Raw genomic sequence first — 24435 nt, forward strand, 5'->3', positions numbered from 1 at the left:
TATCTTTAGAGGTTCCGCAGCCATACGTGGTCGCGGTGGGCAGGCTTTATCTGAAAGTTGGGTGTTTTATGAAACATGAGAACTCTCCCGAACACGGTTTGGTCATCGATGCCGGTGGCATTGCGACCAATTATCACGATCAGGGCGAAGGTTATCCGACGTTATTCATCCACGGCTCCGGCCCGGGTGTGACCGCTTGGGCGAATTGGCGCCTGGTATTGCCGGTGCTGGCCACACAGATGCGGGTGATCGCCCCGGATATCGTTGGCTTCGGCTACACCCAGCGTCCAGAGGGCATTCGCTATGGGCGCCAGGTCTGGGTCAAGCATTTGCTGGACTTCATCGACGCGCTGGGCCTAGACAAGGTCAACCTGGTTGGCAACTCCTTTGGCGGCGCCCTTGCACTGGCCATGGCGGTCGATCACCCGGAGCGGGTGAACAAGCTGGTGCTCATGGGCAGCGTGGGCGTCGCGTTTGAACTGACTCCCGGGCTGGACGCGGTATGGGGGTATGAACCCTCGATTGCAAGCATGAAGGCATTGCTGGAAGTCTTTGCCTTCAACCATGACCTGGTCAATGATGACCTGGCGCGCATGCGCTACGAGGCGAGCATTCGCCCCGGCTTCCAGGAGGCGTTCGCCTCGATGTTCCCGGCGCCGCGCCAGGCCGGCATCGACAAGTTGACGGTGCCGGTCGAACAACTTTCCACGCTTAAGAACCGGACGTTGATTGTGCACGGTCATGAAGACCAGGTTATTCCGGTAGCGAACAGTCATCGCTTGTTCGAGTTGCTGGAAAACGCCGAACTGCATGTGTTCAGAAAGTGCGGCCACTGGGTACAGATCGAACACGCAGAGCGTTTCGCTTCATTGTTGAAAGAATTCTTGCGCAGCTGAAGCAGGGCCGGCCTGAAATCTTTCCGATTCTCTATCAATACGCGAATGGCGATGTACGCCATCGGCGCCAAGAAGTGCGGAGTTAACCATGAAAATCAGTTATTTCCAGCAGGTACCCTACCGGTCATTGCCGGATGACTTCGAGTCCAGGTACGAGTCTGTCGTGACCACCCCTTACCACGACCTTGTGACTCCTGAGGGGATCCGCAGCGCCTTCAAGGACGCGCTGGACGAGATGATGTTCGCCGCCCGTTGCGGCTTCGATGGCATCGCTATCACCGAGCATGGCCAGAGCAGCTACGACATGATGCCTAACCCGGACCTCTTCCAGTCCGTGGTGGCCTATATGACCGAGCAGGAAGGCCTGGAGACGGCGATCTACCCGTTGGGTCGATCGCTGGGCAAGACCCGCGAGCCGCTGCGCGTGGCCGAGGAGCAAGCGATGCTCGACTGCATGTCGGGCGGGCGTCTGATCTGTGGCTTCCCGATTGGCTTGGCCTATGACGCCAACTCCAACAATGGCGTGGCGCCGATGGAAACTCGCGAGCGTTTCGACGAGAACCTGGAACTGATTTTGCGGGCCTGGCGTGAGCGCGAGCCGTTTGCCTTCAACGGCAAGTTTACCAAGCTTAGCAACGTGAACATCTGGCCCCGCCCGCTGCAGACGGCCCCGCATCCGCCGGTGTGGATCACCGCCATCGGTAACCCGAACACCATGAAATTCATCCTGGAAAACAACTACGGCTTCAACTACTTCGGCTGGTTTGGCCCGAAGGTCACGGGGCGGCGGATCTTCGACCGCTTCCAGCAGATCGCCGAGGAGCTTGGCAAGGAAGTCAACCCTTACCAGGTCGGCTTCATGCAGATGGTCGCCGTCGCCGAGACCGACGCCGAGGCCGAACGTCTGTATGCCCGCCATGCCGAATACTTCTTCCGCAAGTCCCTGGGCGGCATCGGCATGAACCGCCTGGCGCTGCCGGGGGGCATCGATATCCGCGGCCTAGAGTTCATATACCGCGACCCCAAAGACTTCGGCATCTACGAAAAAATGCGCACCATCACCTTCAAGGAGTTGGTCGAGTGCGGCGCGATCATCTGCGGCAGCCCGAGCACCGTGCGCGAGCGCATCAAGGAGTTCGCCACCGATTTCAAGATCGGCAACCTGCACGCGATGTTGCAGTTCGGCTCGATGCCCACCGAATTGGCCCAGTACAACATCGAACTGTTCGCCAGGGAGGTCAAACCGCACCTGTCCCAACTCTGGAGCGACCAAGGTTACCAGCATCACTGGTGGCCTGAGCGTCTCGGTGGCAAGCCGGCCTGAACATCCCCCCAGTCTTTGGAGTCACTGCAATGAACTCAACTCAATACCTTCAAGTAAAGGCCTGGGACGGTAAGGTCACGGTGCGTGTGCGGGTGGCCGGCCACGGCCCCGCATTGGTCTACCTGCACTCGGCAGCCGGCCCGTTCTGGGACGATTTCCTCGATCACCTGGCCGAGCAATATACCGTCTATGCGCCGGAGTTTCCCGGCACCACGCCGGACGATCCTTATGCCGTGAAGCAGCTCGACGACCTGCAGGACGTGGTGCTGCTGTACCAGGAGGTAATCAGCAAACTGCAGTTGGAGCGCCCGGTGCTGGTGGGGCAGAGCTTTGGCGGCATGCTGGCGGCGGAACTCGCAAGTGTTTTCCCGCAATTGCCGTCGCGACTGGTCATCCTCAATGCCATCGGCCTGTGGCGTGACGACGCGCCAATCGCCAATTGGAATGAGGTGCCCGCGCCCGACATGCCGGCGCTGCTGTTCCATGACCCGGCCATTGAGGTGGCGCGCAAGATGTTCGAGCTGCCACAGGACCCCGAGGAACGGGTCAAGGCCATGGCGGCGGGTGTCTGGGCGCTGGGCTGTACCGGCAAGTTCGTCTGGCCGATTGCCGACCGAGGCCTGAACAAGCGCCTGCATCGCATCGCGGTGCCGACCCTGATCGTCTGGGGTGAGCACGACCGCCTGGTACCGGCAGTGTACGCCGATGAATTCGCCACGCGCATCACTGGCAGCCACGTGCGGATGATCGCCAAAGCAGGGCACATCCCGCAGATGGAAAACCTCGAAGCCACCCTCGGCGCAACCTTGGACTTCCTGGGCGAGCAGGCGCAGTAGCGCAACGTCGGTAGGGGGCTATGAGCCCCCGATCCGCCAATAGCCCTTTCAACCGCCTGTTTTGACGAGAGTTCATCATGACGCCAACAGACCACACCGTAGAACGCCTCGCGCACGCCCTGCGCGAAGCCGAGCGGCAGGGCGAAGCCATCGCCCCGCTGCGCGAGCAGATTGGCGAAAACAACGCCGAAGCCGCTTATGCCATCCAACGCTTGAACGTGGCCCATGCCCTGGCCAAGGGGCGCCGCCTAGTCGGTCGCAAGATCGGCTTGACCAACCCCAAGGTGCAGGCCCAGCTAGGGGTCGACCAGCCAGACTTCGGCTGCCTGTTCGCCGACATGGCCTACGGCGACAACGAGACCGTGCCATTCAGCCGCGTACTGCAGCCGAAGATCGAGGCCGAGATCGCCCTGATACTCGAACGCGACCTGCCCAACGCCGACACCACCTTCGCCGATGTGCTCGATGCCACCGGTTGGGTCGTACCGGCCCTAGAAATCGTCGGCAGCCGCATCGCCGACTGGCGCATTCGCTTCGCCGACACCGTGGCCGACAACGCGTCCAGCGGTTGCTTCGTGCTCGGCGGGCCGGCTCGTCGCCTTGATGGCCTCGACCTGCGCGGCGCGGCCATGCGCATGACCCGCGACGATGAGCTGGTGTCCAGCGGCAGCGGTGCCGAATGCCTGGGCCATCCGCTCAATGCCGCGGTATGGCTGGCACGCACCATGGCCCGCCTGGGCGACCCGCTGAAGGCCGGCGACATCATCCTCACCGGTGCCCTCGGGCCGATGGTGGCGGTGGCGGCCGGTGACCGTTTCGAGGCCGAGATCGACGGCCTGGGCCGGGTTGGCGTGACCTTCAGCAGCGACTAATCGCAGAGAGACTTTTCATGAGCACTAAACGCAAAGTTGCCATCATCGGTTCCGGCAACATCGGCACCGACCTGATGATCAAGATCATGCGCCACGGCCGGCACCTGGAAATGGCGGCCCTGGTCGGCATCGACCCCAACTCCGACGGCCTGGCCCGCGCCGCACGCCTGGGCGTGGCCACCACCCACGAGGGGGTAGAAGGCCTGACCCGCCTGCCGGTGTTCCAGGATATCGATTTCGTCTTCGACGCCACCAGCGCCGGCGCCCACGTCAAGAACGACGCCTTCCTGCGCCGGCACAAGCCAGGCCTGCGCCTGATCGACCTGACCCCGGCGGCCATCGGCCCGTACTGTGTGCCAGTGGTCAACCTGGAGCAGCACCTGGGCCAGCTCAACGTCAACATGGTCACCTGCGGCGGCCAGGCCACCATCCCCATGGTCGCCGCGGTATCGCGCGTGATCAAGGTGCACTACGCCGAGATCGTAGCCTCGATCGCCAGCAAGTCGGCGGGCCCCGGTACCCGCGCCAACATCGACGAATTCACCGAGACCACTGCCAAGGCCATCGAAGTGATCGGCGGTGCGAGCAAGGGCAAGGCGATCATCGTCATGAACCCCGCCGAACCGCCGCTGATGATGCGCGACACGGTGTACGTGCTGAGCGAGCCGGCTGACCAGGCCCAAGTCGCGGCGAGCATCGAGGAAATGGCCGCCGCCGTGCAGGCCTATGTGCCGGGCTATCGCCTCAAGCAGCAGGTGCAGTTCGAGGAGGTGCGCGACTTGAAGCTGCCGGGGCAGGGGACCTTCACCGGCCTGAAGACCTCGGTGTTCCTCGAAGTCGAAGGCGCCGCCCATTACCTGCCGGCCTACGCCGGCAATCTCGACATCATGACCTCCGCCGCGCTGGCCACCGCCGAGCGCATGGCGCAGGCGATGGGAGTTTTGGCATGAGCAAGAAACTGTATATCTCCGACGTGACGCTGCGCGACGGCATGCATGCCATTCGCCACCAGTACTCCCTCGACGACGTGCGCGCCATCGCCACGGCGTTGGACCATGCCAAGGTCGACTCCATCGAAGTGGCCCATGGCGACGGCCTGCAAGGCTCGTCGTTCAACTACGGCTTCGGCGCCCACACCGACCTTGAGTGGATCGAGGCGGCGGCCGATGTGGTGCGCCACGCCAAGATCGCCACGCTGCTGCTTCCAGGCATCGGCACCTTGCATGACCTCAAGGCCGCCTATGACGCCGGCGCACGAGTGGTCCGGGTGGCGACCCACTGCACAGAGGCCGATGTGTCCAAGCAGCATATCGAGTACGCCCGCAGCCTCGGCATGGACACCGTCGGCTTCCTGATGATGAGCCACATGCAGACCCCTGAGGGCCTGGCTGGCCAGGCCAAGCTCATGGAGAGCTACGGCGCCACCTGCATCTATGTGGTGGACTCTGGTGGCGCGATGAACATGGCAGATATCCGCGCGCGGTTCAGGGCGGTGAAAGCCGTGCTCAAGCCCGATACCGAAACCGGCATCCACGCCCATCACAACCTCAGCCTCGGCGTGGCCAACTCCATCGCCGCAGTTGAGGAAGGCTGCGACCGTATCGATGCTTCCCTGGCCGGCATGGGCGCCGGTGCCGGCAATGCGCCGCTGGAGGTGTTCATCGCCGCCGCCGACAAGCTCGGTTGGAACCACGGCACCGATCTCTATGCACTGCTCGATGCCGCCGACGACCTGGTACGGCCGCTGCAGGACCGGCCCGTGCGAGTCGATCGCGAGACCCTGGGCCTGGGCTACGCCGGGGTCTATTCCAGCTTCCTGCGCCATACCGAAATCGCCGCGGCCAAGTATGGCCTCAAGACCCTCGACATCCTGGTGGAGCTGGGGCGCCGGCGCATGGTCGGCGGCCAGGAGGACATGATCGTGGATGTGGCGCTCGATCTGTTGCGGGCGCGGCAGGCGGGCTGACCCGCTGCGGTTCGAACCCAATGGCCTGCCGGGCTGCTGGCCTGGCAGGTCCAACCCATGGTTGCTGGAGCATTCAACATGAACACTCATACTGGCCGTGTGGCGATCATCACCGGTGCCGCAAAGGGCATTGGTCGCACTCTTGCCGTCAGCTTCGCGCAACGCGGTGCCGACCTGGCACTGCTGGACCTGGACGACTGCGCGCAGACCCACACCGAGGTCGAGGCTTTGGGCGTCAAGGCCATCCGGATCGCCTGCAACGTGGCGGACGAGGCAGACTGGGAGAAGGCGCGCGATGCCGTGGAGCAGGCGTTCGGGCGGGCCGATATCCTGGTCAACAATGCCGGCATCTATCCATTCGCGCTGCTCGAGGAGCTGAGCGTCGAGACCTACAACCGTGTGCTTTCCGTGAACCTGGTAGGACCATTCCTGGGCGCGCGCACCTTCGTGCCGTTGATGGAAAAGGCCGGATGGGGGCGTATCGTCAACATCTCCTCCGACTCGATCGGCACCAACTTGCCTGGCCTGAGCCACTACATGGCGAGCAAGATGGGTGTCATCGGGCTGACCCGCGGCCTGGCCAATGAGCTCGGTGAGAAGGGCATCACGGTCAATGCCGTCGCCCCGGCAATCACCCGTACCCCTGGGACCAGCTCCGTGCCGGAAGAGGTGACCCGCGCGGTCTGGAACCAGCAGGCAATTCGACGCTTTGCCGAGCCGCAGGACATTGTCGGGCCGATCCTGTTCCTGACCTCGGAGGATGCGAGCTTCGTTACGGGGCAGACGCTGGTGGTGGATGGGGGGATGTGGAAGCTATGAGCACGATCAGAGCTGGGCACATGACCAGGGACGAGGACGTGCTCCATGTTTCGCTGCACCACCAGGCCAACCCCTTCGAGGCGCTCTCCGCCCGTCGCTGTGGCCTGCACAAGGCTCGGCATGCCCTTGGACTGGTGACCTCGGGACAGGCGGGGAAAGTCGTCATGCGACCGTAAGCGTCGAATCAAGAACACCAACCTCTTTTCGGTAACCGACCTGGTGGGCTGCACGGCCCGCCACGGTTTCGGCCTGCCTATTGAAAGACAGGATTTGATAATGAATAACAAGAAACAAGTCCGGACCATCGCCATCGCCAGCACCCTGGCCGCCGCGATGTTGCCTTTGTGTGCGACTGCCGGTGGCCACTACACGCCGGGTGTCGAAGGCCTGCAAGCGGCCAGTGCGCCGCCCCCCGGGCTCTACTACCTTGCCTATGTGGTGAACTACGACATCGACAGCTTCCGTGCCCCTGGCAGCAACGACGACTTGCCAGGCCACAATCGGGGCAATGTCACCGCAGTGGCGAACCGGCTTATCTGGGTCACCGACAAGAAAGTGCTCGGCGCCGACTTCGCCGTGGAGACGATGGTTCCTGTCGCGCACACCTCACTCAATCTGAACGCTGCGGGAGTATCCGACTCGCGCACCGGCATCGGTGATATTTACGCCGGCGTGGCGCTGATCTGGCATGGGCAGCAGTGGGATGCGGCGGCGGTCGGCGGCTTGTGGTTCGACAACGGCAGCACCAGCGACCCCGCGTCGCCTGGCAAGGGCTTCAAGACCACCATGCTTTCAGGTGGCGCGACCTACTACTTCGATAGCGCCAAGACGATCACCGCTTCGGCGCTGATGCGTTTCGAGCGCAATGGCGAGGACGATTCGGGATTCCGGCCGGGCAATGAAGTGACGCTCGAATGGGGAGTGGGCAAGAACCTGGGCACCTTTCAGACAGGGGTGGTGGGTTACAGCCAATGGCAGGCATCGGACGACAAGGGCTATGGCGCGAGTAACAACCGCTCATCACGCCACGCGATCGGCCTGGAACTCGATTATCCGGTCCCCGGCACAGGCGTTCTGCTCAAAGGTGCGGCTTACAAGGAGGTCAGCGTGTCGGCTGGCAGTGCCGCCGCGGCGAAGGGCTCGGTGTTGCGCTTTACGCTCGTGAAGGCCTTCTGAATCACACCGCCCACTAACCCTCGAACTGTTTGTCCAGCGCAGCCTTGAAGCGTGTCAGGGCTGCGCGAAACTCCGCCAGCCTCGGTTTGAAGCGCGCGGTGGGCGCGACCACCGATACCGCGTGCGGCCCCATGAACGTGGGGATCAACAGGCTCATCGCGCTCACGCCCAAGGTGTGTTCCTCGATGTCCACGGCCATGCCGCTACGACGAATCTCCGGCATCTGCGCCAGCAGTTCCGGCAAGCCGAGAGTATTGGCCGTGAGCTTTTCCAGCGTGTCCGGCAGCCATTCCCGAATGCCCTCGTCACTCAGGGTCGAGAGAAGCACCTTGCCATCACTGGTGGAATACATGGGCAGCGAATGGCCCAGCGGAATTACCACGCGTAGTTCCTGCTCGCTGATCGCGCGGATGATGACATTGCTCCGCTTGCCACGGATGCACGACAGCACCACGGTTTCCCCCAGTGCTTCACCGAGCTGCTCCAGTGACTCGCGGGCCACGGAGATGATGTCGCCATGGGCGTGGTGGATCAACTGGCCTAGGGCCGGGCCCAGGCGATAGCCGCTGCCAGGGAGGCTTTCGACCAGGCCTTCGGTTTCCAGCGCGCCGATGATGCGCTGCACGGTGGAGCGGGGTAGGTCGGTGGCCTGGGCGATGGCGGCCAGGCTCAGGCCCTGGGGCTGGGCCCCCAGAGCCCGCATGATGGCGCTTGAGCGCGCGATGACCTGGATGCCGCCACTGCGTTGCTCATCCGCTGCGTTGTCTTTGTCACTGCTCATCACTTTCCTCGTAAACGGCGCCGCCGCCGACACCTTGGCGGCTGGGCGAGTGTACAGGTTCATTTCGCCGCTCGGCAGTGAAGGTTTTTCTTTTACCGCACTGCTTGTATCATAATGCGGTACACGGTACCGTATTGTGGTACACAGAGAATCGCTCAATGCTCGTGATGATTGCAAGTTCCCCCTGCAGTGTCCGGGCCGGCGTCATGTCCAAGGAGAAACCATGATCAGCAGAACCTCACGGGGCCTCGGTGCCTTGCTGTCGATGACCCTCGCGCTTTCCGCGTGCGAAAAAACCGAGCCGAAGGTGACGGCCCAGGCTCCCGAAGTGGGGGTAGTCGAGCTCAAGGCGCAGGACCTGCTGCTCAGCAGCGACTTACCGGGCCGTACCACCGCGTACCGGGTGGCCGAAGTGCGTCCGCAGGTGAGCGGGATCGTGCAAAAGCGCCTGTTTACCGAAGGCACCGTGGTGCGCAAGGGGCAGCAGCTGTACCAGATCGACCCAGCGCTGTACCAAGCAGCCGTGGACAAGGCCGCAGCCAACCGCGACACCGCGCGCAACCTGGCCCAGCGTTACCAGCGCCTGCTGGAAACCAAAGCCATCAGCCGCCAGCAGTTCGACGATGCCCAGGCCAGCTGGAAACAGGCCGAGGCCGAGTTGAAGACCGCGCGCATCAACCTTGAATACACCCGCGTGCTGTCGCCGATCGATGGCCGTATCAGCCGCTCGAACGTCACCGAGGGCGCGTTGGTCAGTGCCGAGCAGAGCCAGGAGCTGGCCTCGATCAACCAGCTGGACCCGATTTACGTGGATGTCACCCAGGCCTCCACCGAAATGCTCCGGCTACGTCGCGAGATGGATGCCGGGCACCTGGCGATGGTTGGGCCCGGCCAGGTCAAGGTCGATCTGACCCTCGAAGACGGCACGCCCTACGCCCAGCCTGGCGCGCTGAAATTCTCCGAAGTGACGGTCGATCCAACCACCGGTGCGGTCACCCTGCGTGCGCAGTTCCCCAACCCCGACGGCATCCTGATGCCAGGCATGTTCGTCCACGGCGCCTTGGCCGAAGGCGTGCGCCGCAACGCAGTGCTGGTCCCGCAACAAGGCGTGACCCGCGACCTCAAGGGAGGGGCTACGGCCTGGGTGATGGGCGAGGGCGACAAGGCCGAGCTGCGCCATATCCGCACGGCGCGCACCGTGGGAAACCAGTGGCTGGTGGAGTCCGGCCTGAGCGCCGGCGAGCGGGTGGTCACCGAGGGCGTGCAGCGTGTGCGCCCAGGCATCACCCTCACGCCGGTGGCCGCCAGCAACGTCGCACCGCTGCAATCCATCGTCAGCTCGAAGTAACCCAGGCTGTCCCGGCATCGCCGCCACTTTTCGGTAAATTCAAATGGCATCGTTCTTCATCAACAGGCCGATCTTCGCCTGGGTGATCGCTATCGTGATCATGCTCGCCGGGTGCTTTAGCATCATGAAGCTCCCGGTCAACCAATACCCCAACATCGCCGCGCCCGCGGTGAGCATCACTGTTACTTACCCAGGCGCCTCGGCACAGACCGTGCAAGACACCGTGGTGCAGGTCATCGAGCAGCAGCTGAACAACCTCGACGGCCTGCGTTACATCTCGTCGGAGGGCAACAGCGATGGCAGCATGACGATCATCGTGACCTTCGACCAGGGTACCGACCCGGACATCGCCCAGGTCCAGGTGCAGAACAAGCTGCAACTGGCAACCCCGCTGCTGCCCGAGGAAGTGCAGCGCCAGGGCCTGCGCGTGGCCAAGTACCAGATCAACTTCATGCTCATCGTAGGCCTGTACTCCGAAGACGGCAGCATGGATGACTTCGACATCGGCAACTACATCGCCTCCAACCTCAAGGACCCGATCACCCGGGTCAAGGGTGTCGGCGACTTCCAGATGCTCGGTGCGCAGTACGCCATGCGTATCTGGACCGACCCGAAGAAACTGCTCAGCTACCAGCTGACACCGCAGGACGTGATCAATGCGGTGCGCTCCGAGAACGTCCAGGTGTCCTCCGGTTCGCTTGGCGGCCTGCCGACCCATGAAGGCGTGCAGCTCAATGCCACCGTGCTGGGCATGTCGCGGATGCAGAGCGCCGAGCAGTTCCTCGAGATCCTGCTCAAGGTCAACCCGGACGGTTCCCAGGTACGCCTGAAGGACGTCGCTACCGTGGGCCTTGGGGCCGAGGACTTCTCCATCTCCGGCACCTACAACGGCAAGCCGGCGGCGGCCATCGCCCTGCGCTTGGCCACCGGTGCCAACCTGCTGGACACCGTGCAACGGGTGCGTGACACCGTCGGTGAACTGGAGCCCTACCTGCCGGCTGGGCTGAAGGTGGTCTACCCATACGACACCTCGCCGGCGGTCGGTGCGTCGATCCACGAGGTGGTCAAGACCCTGTGCGAAGGTATCGTCCTGGTGTTCCTGGTGATGTATTTGTTCATGCAGAACCTGCGGGCCACCTTGATTCCGACCCTGGCGGTACCGGTAGTTCTGCTGGGCACTTTCGGCGTGCTGGCGGCGTTCGGCTTCACGATCAACATCCTGACCATGTTCGGCATGGTCCTCGCCATCGGCTTGCTGGTGGACGACGCCATCGTGGTCGTGGAAAACGTCGAACGGGTCATGATCGAGGACAGGCTGTCACCCAGCGAAGCCACGCGCAAGTCGATGGGGCAGATCCAGGGCGCCCTGGTAGGCATCGCCATGGTGCTGTCGGCGGTGTTCGTGCCGATGGCCTTCTTCGGCGGGGCCACCGGTATCATCTACCGTCAGTTCTCCATCACCATCGTCTCGGCCATGGCCCTGTCGGTGCTGGTGGCAATGATCCTCACCCCGGCCTTGTGCGCGACCCTGCTCAAGCCGATCGGTCATGACCACCACGACAAGAAGGGCTTCTTCGGCTGGTTCAACCGCACCTTCGACCGCAACGCCGATCGCTACAAGCTCGGGGTACTAGGTATCGCCAAACGCAAGGCGCTGTTCCTGGGCATCTATGGCCTGATCGTGGTGGCGCTGTGCTGGTTGTTCCCGAAGATCCCCACGGCGTTCCTGCCGGGTGAGGACCAGGGCACGATGTTCGTCCAGGTGCAGATGCCGACCAACACCAGTGCCGCGCGCACCCAGGTAGTGCTCAACGAGATTCGCGATTACCTGCTGGAGGACGAGGGCGGGTTGATCGAGTCGGCGTATACGGTGAACGGCTTCAACTTCGCCGGTCGCGGGCAGAGCTCGGGCATGCTGTTCGTCGGGCTCAAGCCGTGGGAGGCCCGCAGCGGCGAGCACGGCACCGACATCTTCGCATTGTCCCAGCGTATCCAGGCGCGCGCCTCGCAGATCAAGGACGGTACGGTGATCGCCTTCGTGCCGCCGGCGATCCTCGAGCTGGGCAACGCCATGGGCTTCGACTTCTACCTGCAAGACCGCGCCGGCATGGGCCACGAGAAGCTGATCGCGGCGCGCAACCAGTTCCTGCAACTGGCCGCGAGCGACCCGGTGCTGGCCAACGTGCGCCCCAACGGCATGAGCGATGAGCCGCAGTACCAGATCGTGATCGACAAGGAAAAGGCCCGGGCGCTGCAGGTGAGCATCAGCGACATCAACGACACCATGAGCACCGCGTGGGGCTCTTCTTATGTCAACGACTTCATCGACCGCGGTCGCGTGAAGAAGGTGTACGTACAGGGTGAAATCGGCTCGCGTATCGCGCCGGAAGACTTCGACAAGTGGTACGTGCGCAACGCCAATGGCGAGATGGTCAAGTTCTCGTCCTTCGCCCACGGTTTCTGGACCTATGGTTCGCCCAAACTCGAGCGCTTCAACGGCGTGCCGGCGGTAGAGATCCAGGGTGAGCCGGCACCGGGCTACAGCTCGGGTGACGCCATGCAGGCGGTGGCGCGCATCGTCGCCCAACTGCCGGACGGCGTGGGCCTGCAATACACCGGCATGTCCTACGAGGAGCGTCTGTCCGGCTCCCAGGCGCCGGCGCTGTATGCCGTCTCGGTGCTGATCGTGTTCCTCTGCCTGGCGGCCCTCTACGAGAGCTGGTCGGTACCGCTGGCAGTGATCATGGTAGTGCCACTGGGCGTGATCGGCGCGGTGCTGGCGACCCTCGGTCGCGGTCTGGCCAACGACGTGTTCTTCCAGGTCGGCCTGCTGACCACGGTGGGCCTGTCGGCGAAGAACGCCATCCTCATCGTCGAGTTCGCCAAGGCGCTGCACGAGGAGGGCATGCCCCTGCTGCAGGCAGCGGCGGAAGCGGCGCGCCAGCGTCTGCGACCGATCATCATGACCTCCCTGGCCTTCGTCCTCGGCGTTCTGCCCCTGGCGATCTCCAGCGGGCCGGGATCGGGCAGCCAGCACTCGATCGGTACCGGCGTGGTCGGCGGCATGCTCACTGCGACCTTCCTGGCAGTGTTCTTCGTGCCGCTGTTCTTCGTGGTCGTCACCCGCCTGTTCAGCCGCAAGGCGCAGCAGGCCACTACCGAGGCACAAGGAGAGCACGCATGAGCCACGGCAATCTGAAAGCGGCCCTGGCACTGGCCATGGGCCTGGTCGGCGGTTGCTCGCTGATCCCCGCGTACGAACGCCCGGCGGCGCCGGTGGCTTCCGAGTGGAAGACCCCGCCCGCCGAGGCGGGCGGCGTCCTACCCTGGGGCACCTTCTTCCATGACCCGCAACTCAAGGCCCTGATCGGCGACGCCTTGCACAACAACCGCGACCTGCGGGTGTCCCTGCTCAACATCGAGAAGGCGCGGGCGCAGTACCGCATCAGCCGCGCCGACCTGCTGCCGTCGATCGATGCCACGGTCTCCGGCAGCAGCCAGCGCACGCCGGCGGACCTGTCCGCGGACGGGCGCAGTGGCACCGGCCATCGCTATGATGCCGGCGTCGGCTTCGCCTCCTATGAACTGGACTTCTTCGGCCGCGTGCGCAGCCTCAACGAACAGGCGCTGGAAGCTTACCTGCAGACCGTCGAGGCGCAGCGCAGCACGCAGATCGCCCTAGTGGCGGAAGTGGCCAACGCCTACTACCAGTTGCAGGCCGACATGCAGTTGTTGGTGCTGAGCAAGCAGACCTTGGACAGCCAGCAGCAGAGCTACCTGACCACCCGCAGCAGCTACCAGGAGGATGTGGCCACCGAGCTGGACCTGAGCCAGGCCGAGAGCACCGTACGCTCGGCGCAGGCCAGCGAGGCCAAGTACCAGCGCCTGGTGGAGCAGGACCGCAATGCCTTGGTGCTGCTGGTGGGCAAGCCGCTGTCGGCGGAGCAGTTGGCTGCTGCCGCGCTGGCGACGATGGCCCTGGACGCCGCGTTGCCGGCCGGGCTGCCCTCGCAGGTCTTGACCCAGCGCCCGGACATCCTCGCGGCGGAACATGCGCTCAAGGCGGCCAACGCGAATGTCGGCGCCGCGCGCGCGGCGTTCTTCCCGAGCATCAGCCTGACCGCTTCGGCGGGCTCGGCCAGCCGCCAGCTCGGCGACTTGTTCGCGGGCGGGCAGGGGGCCTGGAGCTTCGTGCCGTCGATTAACGTGCCGATCTTCAACTGGGGGCGCAACCAAGCCAACCTCGACGTGGCCAAGGTGCAGACCTCGATCGAGGTGGCCAACTACCAGAAGGCGATCCAGGTGGCCTTCCAGGAGGTCTCCGACGGACTGGCCGCACGCCGTGAGCTGGAGCGTCAGGTCACCGCCCAGGCCCTGCTGGTCAAGGCCAACAGCCGTAGCCATGCCTTGGCCGAACAGCGCTATGAAACCGGTGTCGACACCTATCTGAACAGCCTGGATGCGCAACGCAACCTGTTCGCCTCGCAGCAGGAACTGGTGAGCACCCAGCTGGCGCGCAGCCAGAACCTGATCGCGTTGTACAAGGCCTTGGGTGGAGGTAGCCAGTGAGGCCGCGGCACTGGGCGGGAGCAGGGCGATGAGGCGCTGCAAGGCCGAGGTCGAGCAGACGCGCCAGCGCCTGCTTGACGCTGCGGAGCGGGTGTTCAGCGATCGCGGCTACGCGATCGCCAGGCTGGAGGACATCGCCGATGTCGCCGGCCTGACCCGCGGCTCCATCTACTGGCACTACGAGGGCAAGCCGGAGCTGCTCGAGGCGGTGATCGAGCGGTCCTGGTTCCCCTGGGACCAGTTGCCGCTCGAACGGGCCGGGGCGCAGCCCCTGCCAGGCATTGAGGAGATGGCGGCGGTGCTCGGCAACGGGGTCCAGCGTACCTTGAGCGTGCCGCATCTGCGGCGCTGTGCCGCGATCCTGCTGCAAGGGCATGAGCTACGACACATCAGCGAGCGGGTGCAGGCGCGCCTGCAGGGCATGCAGCAGCGGATTCGCCACTACGTGTCGCTGGTGCTCGAGCAGGCGTGCGTGGGGCGCCTGGCTGGCGTCGAACGCGATGCCCTGGCCCGGGCAGTGGGCGTGTTCATGTTCGGCGCGATCAGCGAGGCCCTGTTGCTGGGGTTGCCGGGCGAGCAGTTTCCAGTCGGGCGGGAGGTCGAGCGCTTCATCCTGGCCTTGCTGTTTCCCTGCGTGGCAGGAGGCTAGCGTATGGCGATGGACCTGTTGCATTGCATGCAGGCATTCGTGCGTGTGGCCGAGAGCGGCAGTTTTTGCCGGGCGGCGCAGCAGTTGGGGATCTCCTCGCCGACTGTCTCGCGACAGGTCGCCGCGCTGGAGGAACAACTGCGAGCGCGGCTGCTGCAGCGAACCACCCGCTCGCTGGCGCTGACTGAGGCCGGGCAGCGTTATCTGAAACGCTGCAAGACTATTTTCGCCGAGATTGAAAGCGCCGCCGTCGAGGCATCCAGTGCCCAGTCCCGGGCCATTGGATGCCTGCGTCTGCACACGATCACCGAGTTCGGTCTGGAATACCTCATGCCATTGGTGGGGCGTTACCTTGAGCTGCATCCGCAGGTGTCCATCGATCTGTCGCTGACAGAGCAGACGCCGGCGCTGCTGGATGAGGGCTTGGATGTGCTGGTGACTTTGGCGCTGGGCCTTCCGGACTCGGACTTCGTCGCCCAGCGGTTGGGGCAGATACACAGCGTGCTGTGTGCTGCGCCGGCCTACCTGGAGCGGTATGGGGTGCCGACTCGGCCAGCGCAATTGCACGAGCACCGCTGCATCCTGCTGGCCGACCCGCTGTATCCGCAGGGTTGGTACTTCGGTCCGGAGGCGACCTTCAGATTCCAGAACGTGTTGCGCGTCAACCAACCGGAGGCGGCCTGCCAAGCCGCAGCCAGCGGCCTGGGCGTTTGCCTGCTGCCGAGTTTCGTCGCGGCCAAGGCGTTCAGCGAAGGGCGCCTGGTACGCCTGATGCCGGATTGCCAGTTACATCCGCGCGAGGTGTACGCGCTTTACTCGTCACGGCGCTTTCTCGATGCCAAGATCCGAACCTGGGTCGAGCACCTCAAGGCACACCTGCCGAAGGCGTTCGAACGCGACCGGCTCACGCTGGAGAATCCGCACCACTGGGCGGCTCAGCGTCCGAACGCCACATGAACCAAGACGTGGCGGGATCGATGCATACAGAACTACCACCGAACTGACACCGGTTCCGACGCCCCTCCCTGAGTGTGGAATGGGTGCTGACCAGATGTTCACCATCGACCGCGAGCTCACTGTCGGTCATGAATGCACTTGCCTCGATGGCACGCAGTCGAAACGGTAGATCCATCTCACGGAGTTGGCCCATGGGCGCTCAATCATTGGGCGTAATGAGCACCGGCTGTGGGTCGCTAGCAGTCCTTCGAGAAAGTCCGCTTACGACCCAATGCGGACGCTCGAGATCATCCTGCCAGATACTCCACGTTTGATACAATTCCCCGCCTTTACACTAATGAGATGGATTTCATGGATCTGTATGTCGTGCGGCATGGTGAAACCTGGGCGAATGCCGAACATCGTTACCTGGGATCGCTCGACCCATCGCTTACAGAACGGGGGCGTGAGCAAGCTCAAGAGTTAAGGGCGAGTTTGCCCCATGAACTGGACACGCTTGTCGTTTCTCCTCGTCTGCGAGCAATGGAAACCGCCAATATTCTTAATGAAAAGCTCAAGCTCCCGACCCAGACAATGGACTGCTTTCGAGAGCGTGATGTAGGGGTTTTCGAGGGTTTGACTCAGGCAGATGCAAGGGAGCGATATCCGCATCTTTGGTCGCAAAACATCACGCGTCAATGGGGGCTCGGGCCCACTGGAGGAGAATCGATTGCTGATGTTGTGAAGCGGGTCAGAGACGGATTGGTAGATCTGGAGTCGAGATACCCGTCGAAGCGCGTACTTCTTGTAGCGCATGGCTTTGTTGCGAAGACTATCCGGGCGCTGGCCAAGAATGACTTTTCAGACTTCTACAACTGGCAACTCTCCAACGGCAGCATGCTGGCCTTGGAAAGCTTTGTACTCGCGCCATCTGACCTAAAGACGCTACAGGCTTCGCTACCACCGAGCGATTAAGGTAATTCCTGGCATCCTTGGCCTTAGGGGAATATCTGAAGGTCCGCTATGGGTCGAAAACGGCCCACCGTGTCTGATTTCCCGGCCTTACAGTGCTCAGGTGTTCATCGATCGTCACGCTGCGAGGCGAACAGGATGGGGATCGAGTCGAGGAAATGAAGTTACGCCCTCGCCACGCCGTTATTAGTGATAGCCATGGGGCGATCGCTGCGGCACTTTGGCATGGCTTAAGTCGTCGAACCGCTGGGTTAATCTTCACTACAGCTACCTCACCCTCAAAGGAGAATAAACGGCGATGGGCCTATTCGATCGATTGTTTGGTGGCCGCTTCACACAACCGCCACCCGATGAACCACGATTGAGCGACGCCGCGATAATGCGTGAGCTTCATCCATTAGGTGCGCAGCTTAAAGTGTTCACTCATGCCCTATTGGCACGCCTGCCTGAAAAAGAACGCGCGCGTCTCGTCAGAAGGGTATCGCGCTATTACAACCTGGGTGAGGAGCCAGCCGCCGCGCTGGCCAGTGGCCTTTTGGATGCGGAGAAAGGTCAGTCACTCGATCAACTGGTACTCATGGCTGTAGACGTGCGGGGCTTCGATGATTTCGAGTACCTGGCACCGAAACTAGTTTCAGCTAGCGGTATTGAACAGGTCTATGCCTACCCACTGGAGGGGATGCCCACAATGGCGCAGGTGCTGGTTGACTTCGATCAATGGCTGACCGAATTCGGAAAGCGCTTTGTGCATGTAGACACGGGCGGTGCGGATTATGTGGGTTGCATAGTTGAGCAAGATTCCGTCGAAAGCCTGATCGCGCAGGCCAAACAGGCAGGTATCGATGCTCGGTTCAGGCCCTTTTGATGCTTATTCTCAGGCCGTTTTCGAGCTGACCTTACTCAGTTCGCCTGGCTCCTCAACACCAAGCAAGGCCCGCTTCGGGTCGATAGCTGCCAGTCGTAGATGGCTGCTTACGACCCATAGCGGTCATTGAACATGAAACGGTATCGTGAGCGCTACGTGCACCCTGTGTGGGTTTATCGAGGCGGCGAACCGCCGCGAATCAGGCGCCCCGGTGGATGGCACCGGCTGAGCCGGTATTCGCGGCTAAAGCCGCTCCTACAAAGGGACGCGTGAGCCAGTTTTCATCAAAGGATCGGTTTTCCGCCAGTGACAGCGTAACGTGACCCACTGATATAGCTGGCCTCATCGGAGCCCACTAGCACGTAAATTGGTGCGACCTCCACAGGCTGGCCCGGACGCCCCATCGGGTAGCTGGAGCCAAAGTTCTTGACGGCTTCATCGGGCATGGTCGCCGGGATCAAAGGCGTCCACATGGGGCCAGCCAACGGCCCCTTGGAGAGGGGCCAATGTCCGGAAAACACATCAGCCAGCCAGAGCCCTGATCAATTGCACATTGAAGGCGGGGATATCGTCCGGCTTGCGGCTGGTGATCAAGTTGCCATCAACCCTCCGCGAAGTTCAAAAGACTACGCCTCAGTGGCGCCTGCGTTGCGCCAGGGTGATCACAAACCCGGCGAGGAACCCGATGACTGCCGCGCTCAGTAAAAGCGGTGTCCTGTCTTTGCGGGTTATTGCCAGGCCATCCATGCTTCGCCGAACACGCGGTGGTGCGAGCAGGCTTTCGGAAGATTTCGGCGTGGCGGGATCACGGCTGAACGCTCCGTTCACAGACGAAAGATCTTCGGCATCGGTGTCTTCGGCCCTGGCAATCACTTCCAGTCTGGACAGTTTCAAGGCTGTGCCATCCACCAAGGTCAGCGTCAGGTCTTCGATGTCTCCCGCTGCGCGACCCGGAAAAACCGGCTCGCCTGCAGCATCCATGTTGTCGTAGATGAAGCGCTTGCCCTCCAGCCAGCCAACGGCTGTGAGCAACTCGGGGCCGAGGTAGTATTTTCCATCCAGAAAGAAGCCTGGAAACTGGTGAGCGCGTTCGACGTTCTCTACGCAGTAACGCTCACCCGCCTTCATGCCTGTTGTGGGATCAATCATGACCACGACCTCCGTCTGCTTGTATGGCGATGGAGGCTGGATAAGCCATGCCTGTTCCGCAAGGCTGACCAACGGGCGGGACAGAGGACGGCTTCACTCCGGCTGGAGGCGGCTGCATTTGCGCACCAGCAGGACTTTGTCGGCTTGACCTCCCGCATGAATGGAAGGCCATGCCGGCACGCTAGTGTTCGACACCCTGCAGCGGTGAATATCCATGACGGGCATAAAACCGGTCCATTTCGTTTGGTTGAGGCGATCGGTGTGTGAGGAGTTTCACGTAATGGGGCAGGCGGCTCATCCTTATGTGCAGATCTTCCTGAGTCTGCATGGATATGTAGCCGATCTGGATGAGATAAAGCGCACGTGAGCTCACATCAGCCGCACCGTGCTCAATGCCGAAATGCCGGAACATCTCCCCGAGTGCTTCGATACGCTGGCTATCAGCAGACTCGATCTCCAATGCGATCGCTGGCGATTGCAGCGCCCAGCTGCGCATGGCGAACTCCAGGCGGGCGTCGAATACCGCCGCATCGAACCAGCAGTCCGTCACATTAAGTACGGCTTCCTGCAGGCTCTCGGCATACGCGTGCGCCTGTCTGACCAGGTTGCCGGTGTTCTTTTCTCGCCAGCGGGCGATGAGGGCTTCGAGCAGTGCATCCCGGTCTTCGAAGAACCAGTAGAAGCTAGTGCGCGACTGCCCCAGCTTCTTGGCCAGTGGAAGAATTCGAACCGAATCGATACCCCCTTCCAGCAACATTTCAAAAGCACCCGTGAGCCACAGGTCTGCGTTACCTCGGCCCGCGTTTTCACTCTCGTGGGATTTGTCTGGTTGTGTCATTCCTACCTCAATTCGAACACTCATCACGCATTGGCCGCTCTGCTGCGGACGCTGCGGCCTCGATCCGTGCAGCAAACTCACTTGCAGAATACACCGATGACCCCAGGCAGCGGCGCACAAAAAATAGACATCCATGTACTTGTTACTTGACACGTGTGTCTAGAGGTCGCAATCTGCACCCATCGAAGCGTCGTTTGCCCAGCCACGCACTGACCGGATTGACGCTTCGAGCGCCTGGCCGTTGCTCATACATCTCCAACAAAAACGAGGATGCCGTTATGCGTAGTAATGTGAATCGAAGCCTGGACAGTAAAACCACATCGTTTCATGAGATTCCGGTCGTTGATCTGGCCCCGTTACTGGATGGCTCTGACCGCCAAGCCGTGGCCGAGGAGATCGGGCACATCTGTGAACACGTCGGTTTTCTCTACATCAAGAACCATGGTGTCCCGCGAGAACTCATTGCGCAGGCTTACCGGCTGACGGCAGAGCTGTTCGCATTGCCCTACCCGGAAAAGGAAAAGCTCAGCATCGTTCACCAGGGCGAAATCTTTCGTGGCTACATTCCCATGTATACGGAAAGCCCTGATCCGATGAATACGCGCGATCACAAAGAGTGCTACGACCTGGGCAAACATTACGATGAGGTGTCACGTTTCTTCGGGCCAAACCCGATCCCGGAAACCATCCAGGGTTTTCGCGAAGTATTCGATCTCTATCACGAGCACATGATGCGCCTTGCCCGTGAGCTGATCAGCGCGATCGCCATCAGCCTTGACCTGCCTGCAGACTACTTTGAGAAGTTGCAACGCAAGCCGATCACCATCCACCGCCTGAACTACTACCCGCCGCAACATGGGCCGATTTCCATGAAAGAGCTGGGAACCGGTGCACATACCGATTACGGTTTCCTGACGATTCTTCACCAGGATGACGTAGGCGGGCTGCAAGTGCAGAACCAGGAGGGCGACTGGATCAGCGCGCCGCCGATAGAAGATACCTTCGTGGTGAATATCGGTGATCTGGTGCAGACCCTGACCAACGACCGCTATCCCGCGACCTACCACCGCGTCATCAATACCAGTGGCAAATCTCGTTATTCGATTCCGTTCTTCATCGACATGGACTACGACGCCGTCGTCGAGCCTGTGCCGACGTGTGTGTCGCCCAGCAACCCGGCGAAGTACCAGCCCTATACGTGCGGTGCTTACAAGTACGGCAAGTTCCTGGAAACCTATACCCACTTGCAGAAAGGCTGAGGGCCGAGGCCCGGAGTGTTTTCAGCTTCGGGCCTCGATTGCCGTCTCGGCAAGCCGCTGCAGTTTTTCGATGAGCGTTGGCGTCCATGGGGCCGAGAAGTTGAGCGCCATGAAGTTCGAAAACGAGCCCACTGGCGAGAAGAACGGCCCGGGGATGAAGTCGAAGGTGTCCACACCTGCGCTCATTGCCAGCTTCATCGAGTCGAACTGCCGCGGCCCCCTGACCCAGCACTGGTAGCTCCCGCTGGGTGTCGAGACTGAAAGCTTGCCGGCGGATGCCGCCTTGATATGTTCGATGCCCTGTTGCATCCGCTGGGCCAGCGCCGCGCAGCTGTTGCGCACGTCACGCTCGGCCTGGCGGCTTCTCAGGTAGTGCCCCAAGGTTGCCTGCAATGCCGGGTGGGGCAGGTGGGTCGCACCCAGGTGTCGATTAGCGCTTAATTGCGGAGTGTGTTTTCCAGCCAGTACCCAACCCACTTCGTAAGCCGATGATAGATAAGCCGCAGTGCCGCCGAACTGCACGACCCGGTCGTCGCTGTCGAACTCTTTGAGTGACGGGCTGCGCAATTCGCCGTAGCCAAGCTCGGCAGTCATGTCGTTTTCGATAATGGTTACGTCGTGTTCGCGGGCGGCGCGCACTAACCGCTGCAGGGTGCCCCGGCTATAGCTCACGCCAGTCGGAAAGCGGTTGCAGGCCATCAGTACGCACAGCTTCACGCCGGTGGTTCTGAGGATGTGTTCGAACTGTTCGGGATCGATGCCCTGTTGCGGGTGTGAATAGATCTCCAGCGCCTTGATGCCGCGATGGCGCAAGCTTTCCAGCACCGGATAAAACGACGGGCTCTCGACCAGAACCGGGCAGCCGCTTTGCGCAAGGCTGTCCAGGCATAGATTGAAAGCCTCCATCGCCGAGCGGGTAACCAGCACTTGATCAGGGGCGATGAAAAGCTCGCGCCGGCCAGCCCGTTGCAGGATCGCCGAGATCAGTTCCGGGTGGCCATCCGGGGCCTGCTCCGGGAGCGGGTGGTTGTGCAGCAGCGCACGGCGCAAGTGCTTGTTCAGCCCGTCCACGGCGATCAGGCCCGCTGCTGGCAGGGTCGCCGCACAAGCCCGTGCGTGAAAGTGCAAGCCCGCCAACGACCCGTCCAGTGCCCGGACGGTGTCCGGTGGCATCACCGGCATGTCGCTGGCGAGGCGATGAAGGCTGGGTTTGCCCGGGCTGGACAGGTAGAACCCGGAACGGTCGCGGGAATGGCACAGGCCCTGGGATTCAAGCAGTTCGTAGGCGCGGTACACGGTGACCACGCTGACGCCTGTTTCGCACGCCAGGCGGCGCAGCGAGGGCAGCTTGTCGCCGGGGGCGATCAGGCCGCCGTCGATACGCTTGCGGACCAACTCGGCGACTTGTCTGAATCGCTGCATGCCATCTCCGAATCTGTACTACTTATAATCGTAAAAATGTGTGCATTGTAGTACAGAAGCCTCGCCGCTAGATTCATTTCAACCTGAAACGCTGGGAGGGACACATGGAGCATTTCGTAATCGTCGGTGGCGGGGCGGCTGGCCACCAGGCGGCCAGAGGCATCCTTGACGTGCAGCCGCAGGCGCGGGTTTCACTGGTCAGCCGCGAGCCTCAGCTGCCCTATGACAGGCCGCACCTGTCCAAAGGTTTTCTCGCTTCCCAGAGCCAGGAGCCAGCCTTGCTTGCCGGCCATGAACTGTATGCCGAGCCGGGTGTAGAGCGTATCGGCGGCGCCTGGGTGGCTGAAATCGACCGCCAGGCTGCTCGCGTGCAGTTGGACAGTGGCGATTCGCTTGCCTACGACAAGCTTGTGCTCGCCACCGGTTCCAGGGTCAGAACACTGCCTGCTGCAATAGCGCAGACCCCGGTCCATTACCTGCGAACCTTCGAAGATGCCCTGGCACTGCGCAGTCGACTGATCGCCGATGCGCACGTGGTGGTCATCGGTGGCGGTTTCATTGGCCTGGAAGTTGCCGCAGCTGCCCGGCAGCGCGGGTGCCGGGTGACGGTCGTCGAGGCGCTGGGGCAGCTGCTCGCTCGCAGCGGCTGCGAGCCGCTGAGCCGCTGGGTGCAAGCGCTGCATGTCGCTCAGGGCGTGGATATCCAGTTGCAGGTGAGTGTTTCGGCAATCGAGCGAGGCCCATCCGGGAAAACCGTAGTACAGACCTCTGCCGGACCTGTGCTCGCCGACCTCGTGGTGGTTGGCATCGGCGTGCAGCCGAACGTGGAACTCGCCAGTGCCTGCGGGCTGGCCGTTGAGGACGGCATCGTCGTCGACAGCACCTGCGCAACCACGGATGCCAGTATCTTCGCTGCGGGTGAAGTGACCCGTTATACCGTGGCACACCTGGGCGTGCGTACCCGTTCGGAGTCATGGACGGCGGCCGGCGAGCAGGGCCGTGCAGCAGGCCGTGCTGCTGCAGGCGACAGCTTGGCCAGCTACGCCGAGGTGCCGTGGTTGTGGTCCGACCAGTACAGCAGTGCCATCCAGTGCCTGGGGCTCCCGGCACTGGCGCACACTTATTCCTTTATCGGTGATGTCGACGCCGATCAGTGGCTGGCGTTGGGCTGGAGCCAGGAAGACCAGCTGGTCTGCGCCATCGGCGCGAACCGCAACCGAGACATATCGGCGATCCGCCGCAGCTTGAAACGCAACGACGCCCTTGCCGAGCAGTACACCGCGACTTTGGCGTCAGCGAAAACAACAACAGGGAAATGATCCCGAGCACCGAGGGTTTTCTGATGGAAGCTGTTTGGACCAAGGTCTGCGATGCGCAGCAGGTGCAGCCTGACACGCCTTTCGCCTGTGAGGTCGGCGGCAAGATGATTGCCATTTACCTGGTCGACGGTCGCTACTTTGCCACCGAAAACGTCTGCCCCCACGCCTATGCGTTGCTGTCGGACGGCTGGCTGGAAGGCACCGAGATCGAATGCCCGCTGCACGGTGCGCGCTTCGACATCCAGAGCGGCGAGGTGCTGGAAGGGCCTGCCGAGTGCGGTGTGAAGACCTACGCCGTGCGCCTGGACGCAGGCGAAGTGCAGTGCGCCATCCCGGCCTGACATACTCGGCCGCTCCGACATGGTCTGCATCTCCTTCAAGGCAGGCGCAGAACCTGTAGGAGCGGGGGGGGGGGGGGGGGGGGGGGGGGGGGGGGGGG

At 62.4% G+C, this 24435-nt stretch carries 21 protein-coding genes and 3 pseudogenes; 18 read left to right on the plus strand and 6 right to left on the minus strand.

Annotation, left to right across the window (positions count from 1 at the left end; all coding sequences use genetic code 11):
- Positions 1–68: 68 nt before the first annotated feature.
- From IAE39_RS15295 to IAE39_RS15330, 8 genes are all read left to right on the plus strand, one after another.
- Positions 69–896 carry an alpha/beta fold hydrolase gene (locus IAE39_RS15295; RefSeq protein ID WP_201203782.1) on the plus strand — a complete coding sequence of 276 codons (828 nt, stop codon included), beginning with the start codon at positions 69–71 and terminating at the stop codon, positions 894–896.
- Between the two features lie 88 nt (positions 897–984).
- A complete protein-coding gene (locus IAE39_RS15300; RefSeq protein ID WP_201203783.1) occupies positions 985–2220 on the plus strand; it encodes an LLM class flavin-dependent oxidoreductase in 1236 nt (411 codons plus the stop codon).
- A gap of 29 nt (positions 2221–2249) precedes the next feature.
- Complete coding sequence (locus IAE39_RS15305) at positions 2250–3056, plus strand: alpha/beta fold hydrolase (RefSeq protein ID WP_201203785.1); 807 nt, start codon at positions 2250–2252, stop codon at positions 3054–3056.
- A 77-nt stretch (positions 3057–3133) separates the two neighbouring features.
- Positions 3134–3928 carry a 2-keto-4-pentenoate hydratase gene (gene mhpD / locus IAE39_RS15310; RefSeq protein WP_201203787.1) on the plus strand — a complete coding sequence of 265 codons (795 nt, stop codon included), beginning with the start codon at positions 3134–3136 and terminating at the stop codon, positions 3926–3928.
- A 17-nt stretch (positions 3929–3945) separates the two neighbouring features.
- Positions 3946–4878 (plus strand): acetaldehyde dehydrogenase (acetylating), encoded by a 933-nt coding sequence (locus IAE39_RS15315; RefSeq protein ID WP_201203793.1) that lies wholly within the window; start codon positions 3946–3948, stop codon positions 4876–4878.
- Complete coding sequence (gene mhpE / locus IAE39_RS15320) at positions 4875–5894, plus strand: 4-hydroxy-2-oxovalerate aldolase (RefSeq protein ID WP_201203799.1); 1020 nt, start codon at positions 4875–4877, stop codon at positions 5892–5894. Before IAE39_RS15315 ends, mhpE begins: the two co-directional genes overlap by 4 nt.
- 78 nt (positions 5895–5972) lie before the next feature.
- A complete protein-coding gene (locus tag IAE39_RS15325; protein ID WP_201203801.1) occupies positions 5973–6713 on the plus strand; it encodes an SDR family NAD(P)-dependent oxidoreductase in 741 nt (246 codons plus the stop codon).
- Between the two features lie 276 nt (positions 6714–6989).
- Positions 6990–7889, plus strand: a complete 900-nt coding sequence (locus tag IAE39_RS15330) for a SphA family protein (protein WP_201203802.1) — start codon at positions 6990–6992, stop codon at positions 7887–7889.
- 13 nt (positions 7890–7902) lie between these two features.
- Here IAE39_RS15330 and IAE39_RS15335 read toward each other — a convergent pair whose 3' ends face one another.
- Entirely contained in the window at positions 7903–8670 is a 768-nt protein-coding gene (locus tag IAE39_RS15335) for an IclR family transcriptional regulator (RefSeq protein ID WP_201203803.1), read from the minus strand.
- Positions 8671–8893: 223 nt separating this feature from the next.
- Between IAE39_RS15335 and IAE39_RS15340 the strand changes: the two genes are divergently transcribed.
- The 7 genes from IAE39_RS15340 to IAE39_RS15370 all read left to right on the plus strand — a co-directional run bounded on the left by IAE39_RS15340 (position 8894) and on the right by IAE39_RS15370 (position 18009).
- Positions 8894–10018 (plus strand): efflux RND transporter periplasmic adaptor subunit, encoded by a 1125-nt coding sequence (locus IAE39_RS15340; RefSeq protein WP_201203804.1) that lies wholly within the window; start codon positions 8894–8896, stop codon positions 10016–10018.
- 43 nt (positions 10019–10061) lie between these two features.
- A complete protein-coding gene (locus IAE39_RS15345) occupies positions 10062–13202 on the plus strand; it encodes an efflux RND transporter permease subunit (protein WP_201203805.1) in 3141 nt (1046 codons plus the stop codon).
- A complete protein-coding gene (locus IAE39_RS15350) occupies positions 13199–14587 on the plus strand; it encodes an efflux transporter outer membrane subunit (protein WP_201203806.1) in 1389 nt (462 codons plus the stop codon). The genes IAE39_RS15345 and IAE39_RS15350 overlap by 4 nt, the downstream gene beginning before the upstream one ends.
- 28 nt (positions 14588–14615) lie before the next feature.
- The gene (locus tag IAE39_RS15355; RefSeq protein ID WP_201203807.1) at positions 14616–15236 is read left to right on the plus strand and encodes a TetR family transcriptional regulator; all 621 of its coding nucleotides are present in this window, start codon (positions 14616–14618) and stop codon (positions 15234–15236) included.
- A 9-nt stretch (positions 15237–15245) separates the two neighbouring features.
- On the plus strand, positions 15246–16193 hold the full coding sequence (locus IAE39_RS15360) for a LysR family transcriptional regulator (protein WP_201203834.1): 948 nt from the start codon (positions 15246–15248) through the stop codon (positions 16191–16193).
- Between the two features lie 351 nt (positions 16194–16544).
- Positions 16545–17147, plus strand: coding sequence for a histidine phosphatase family protein (locus IAE39_RS15365; protein WP_201203809.1), 603 nt, complete (start codon positions 16545–16547; stop codon positions 17145–17147).
- A gap of 295 nt (positions 17148–17442) precedes the next feature.
- Positions 17443–18009, plus strand: a complete 567-nt coding sequence (locus IAE39_RS15370; protein ID WP_201203811.1) for a DUF6630 family protein — start codon at positions 17443–17445, stop codon at positions 18007–18009.
- A 284-nt stretch (positions 18010–18293) separates the two neighbouring features.
- Here the strand turns inward: IAE39_RS15370 and IAE39_RS15375 are convergent.
- From IAE39_RS15375 to IAE39_RS15390, 4 genes and pseudogenes are all read right to left on the minus strand, one after another.
- A pseudogene (locus IAE39_RS15375) lies at positions 18294–18488 on the minus strand (SDR family oxidoreductase); the annotation flags it as partial.
- A 43-nt stretch (positions 18489–18531) separates the two neighbouring features.
- Positions 18532–18615 (minus strand): annotated as a pseudogene (locus IAE39_RS15380) (protease); the annotation flags it as partial.
- Positions 18616–18882: 267 nt separating this feature from the next.
- Positions 18883–19158 (minus strand): annotated as a pseudogene (locus tag IAE39_RS15385) (SDR family oxidoreductase); the annotation flags it as partial.
- A gap of 181 nt (positions 19159–19339) precedes the next feature.
- Entirely contained in the window at positions 19340–19996 is a 657-nt protein-coding gene (locus IAE39_RS15390) for a TetR/AcrR family transcriptional regulator (RefSeq protein WP_201203813.1), read from the minus strand.
- 278 nt (positions 19997–20274) lie between these two features.
- Here IAE39_RS15390 and IAE39_RS15395 point away from each other — a divergent pair, with 278 nt between their 5' ends.
- A complete protein-coding gene (locus IAE39_RS15395) occupies positions 20275–21255 on the plus strand; it encodes an isopenicillin N synthase family dioxygenase (protein WP_201203815.1) in 981 nt (326 codons plus the stop codon).
- A gap of 21 nt (positions 21256–21276) precedes the next feature.
- Here the strand turns inward: IAE39_RS15395 and IAE39_RS15400 are convergent, their stop codons facing one another.
- On the minus strand, positions 21277–22677 hold the full coding sequence (locus tag IAE39_RS15400) for an aminotransferase-like domain-containing protein (protein ID WP_201203817.1): 1401 nt from the start codon (positions 22675–22677) through the stop codon (positions 21277–21279).
- Between the two features lie 104 nt (positions 22678–22781).
- Between IAE39_RS15400 and IAE39_RS15405 the strand changes: the two genes are divergently transcribed.
- A complete protein-coding gene (locus IAE39_RS15405; protein ID WP_201203823.1) occupies positions 22782–23996 on the plus strand; it encodes an NAD(P)/FAD-dependent oxidoreductase in 1215 nt (404 codons plus the stop codon).
- Between the two features lie 23 nt (positions 23997–24019).
- Positions 24020–24337: a non-heme iron oxygenase ferredoxin subunit gene (locus IAE39_RS15410; protein ID WP_201203824.1), complete on the plus strand. Its 318-nt coding sequence runs from the start codon at positions 24020–24022 to the stop codon at positions 24335–24337.
- Positions 24338–24435: the final 98 nt, after the last annotated feature.

The organism is Pseudomonas sp. S37 (assembly GCF_016658545.1).
Lineage (GTDB): Bacteria > Pseudomonadota > Gammaproteobacteria > Pseudomonadales > Pseudomonadaceae > Aquipseudomonas.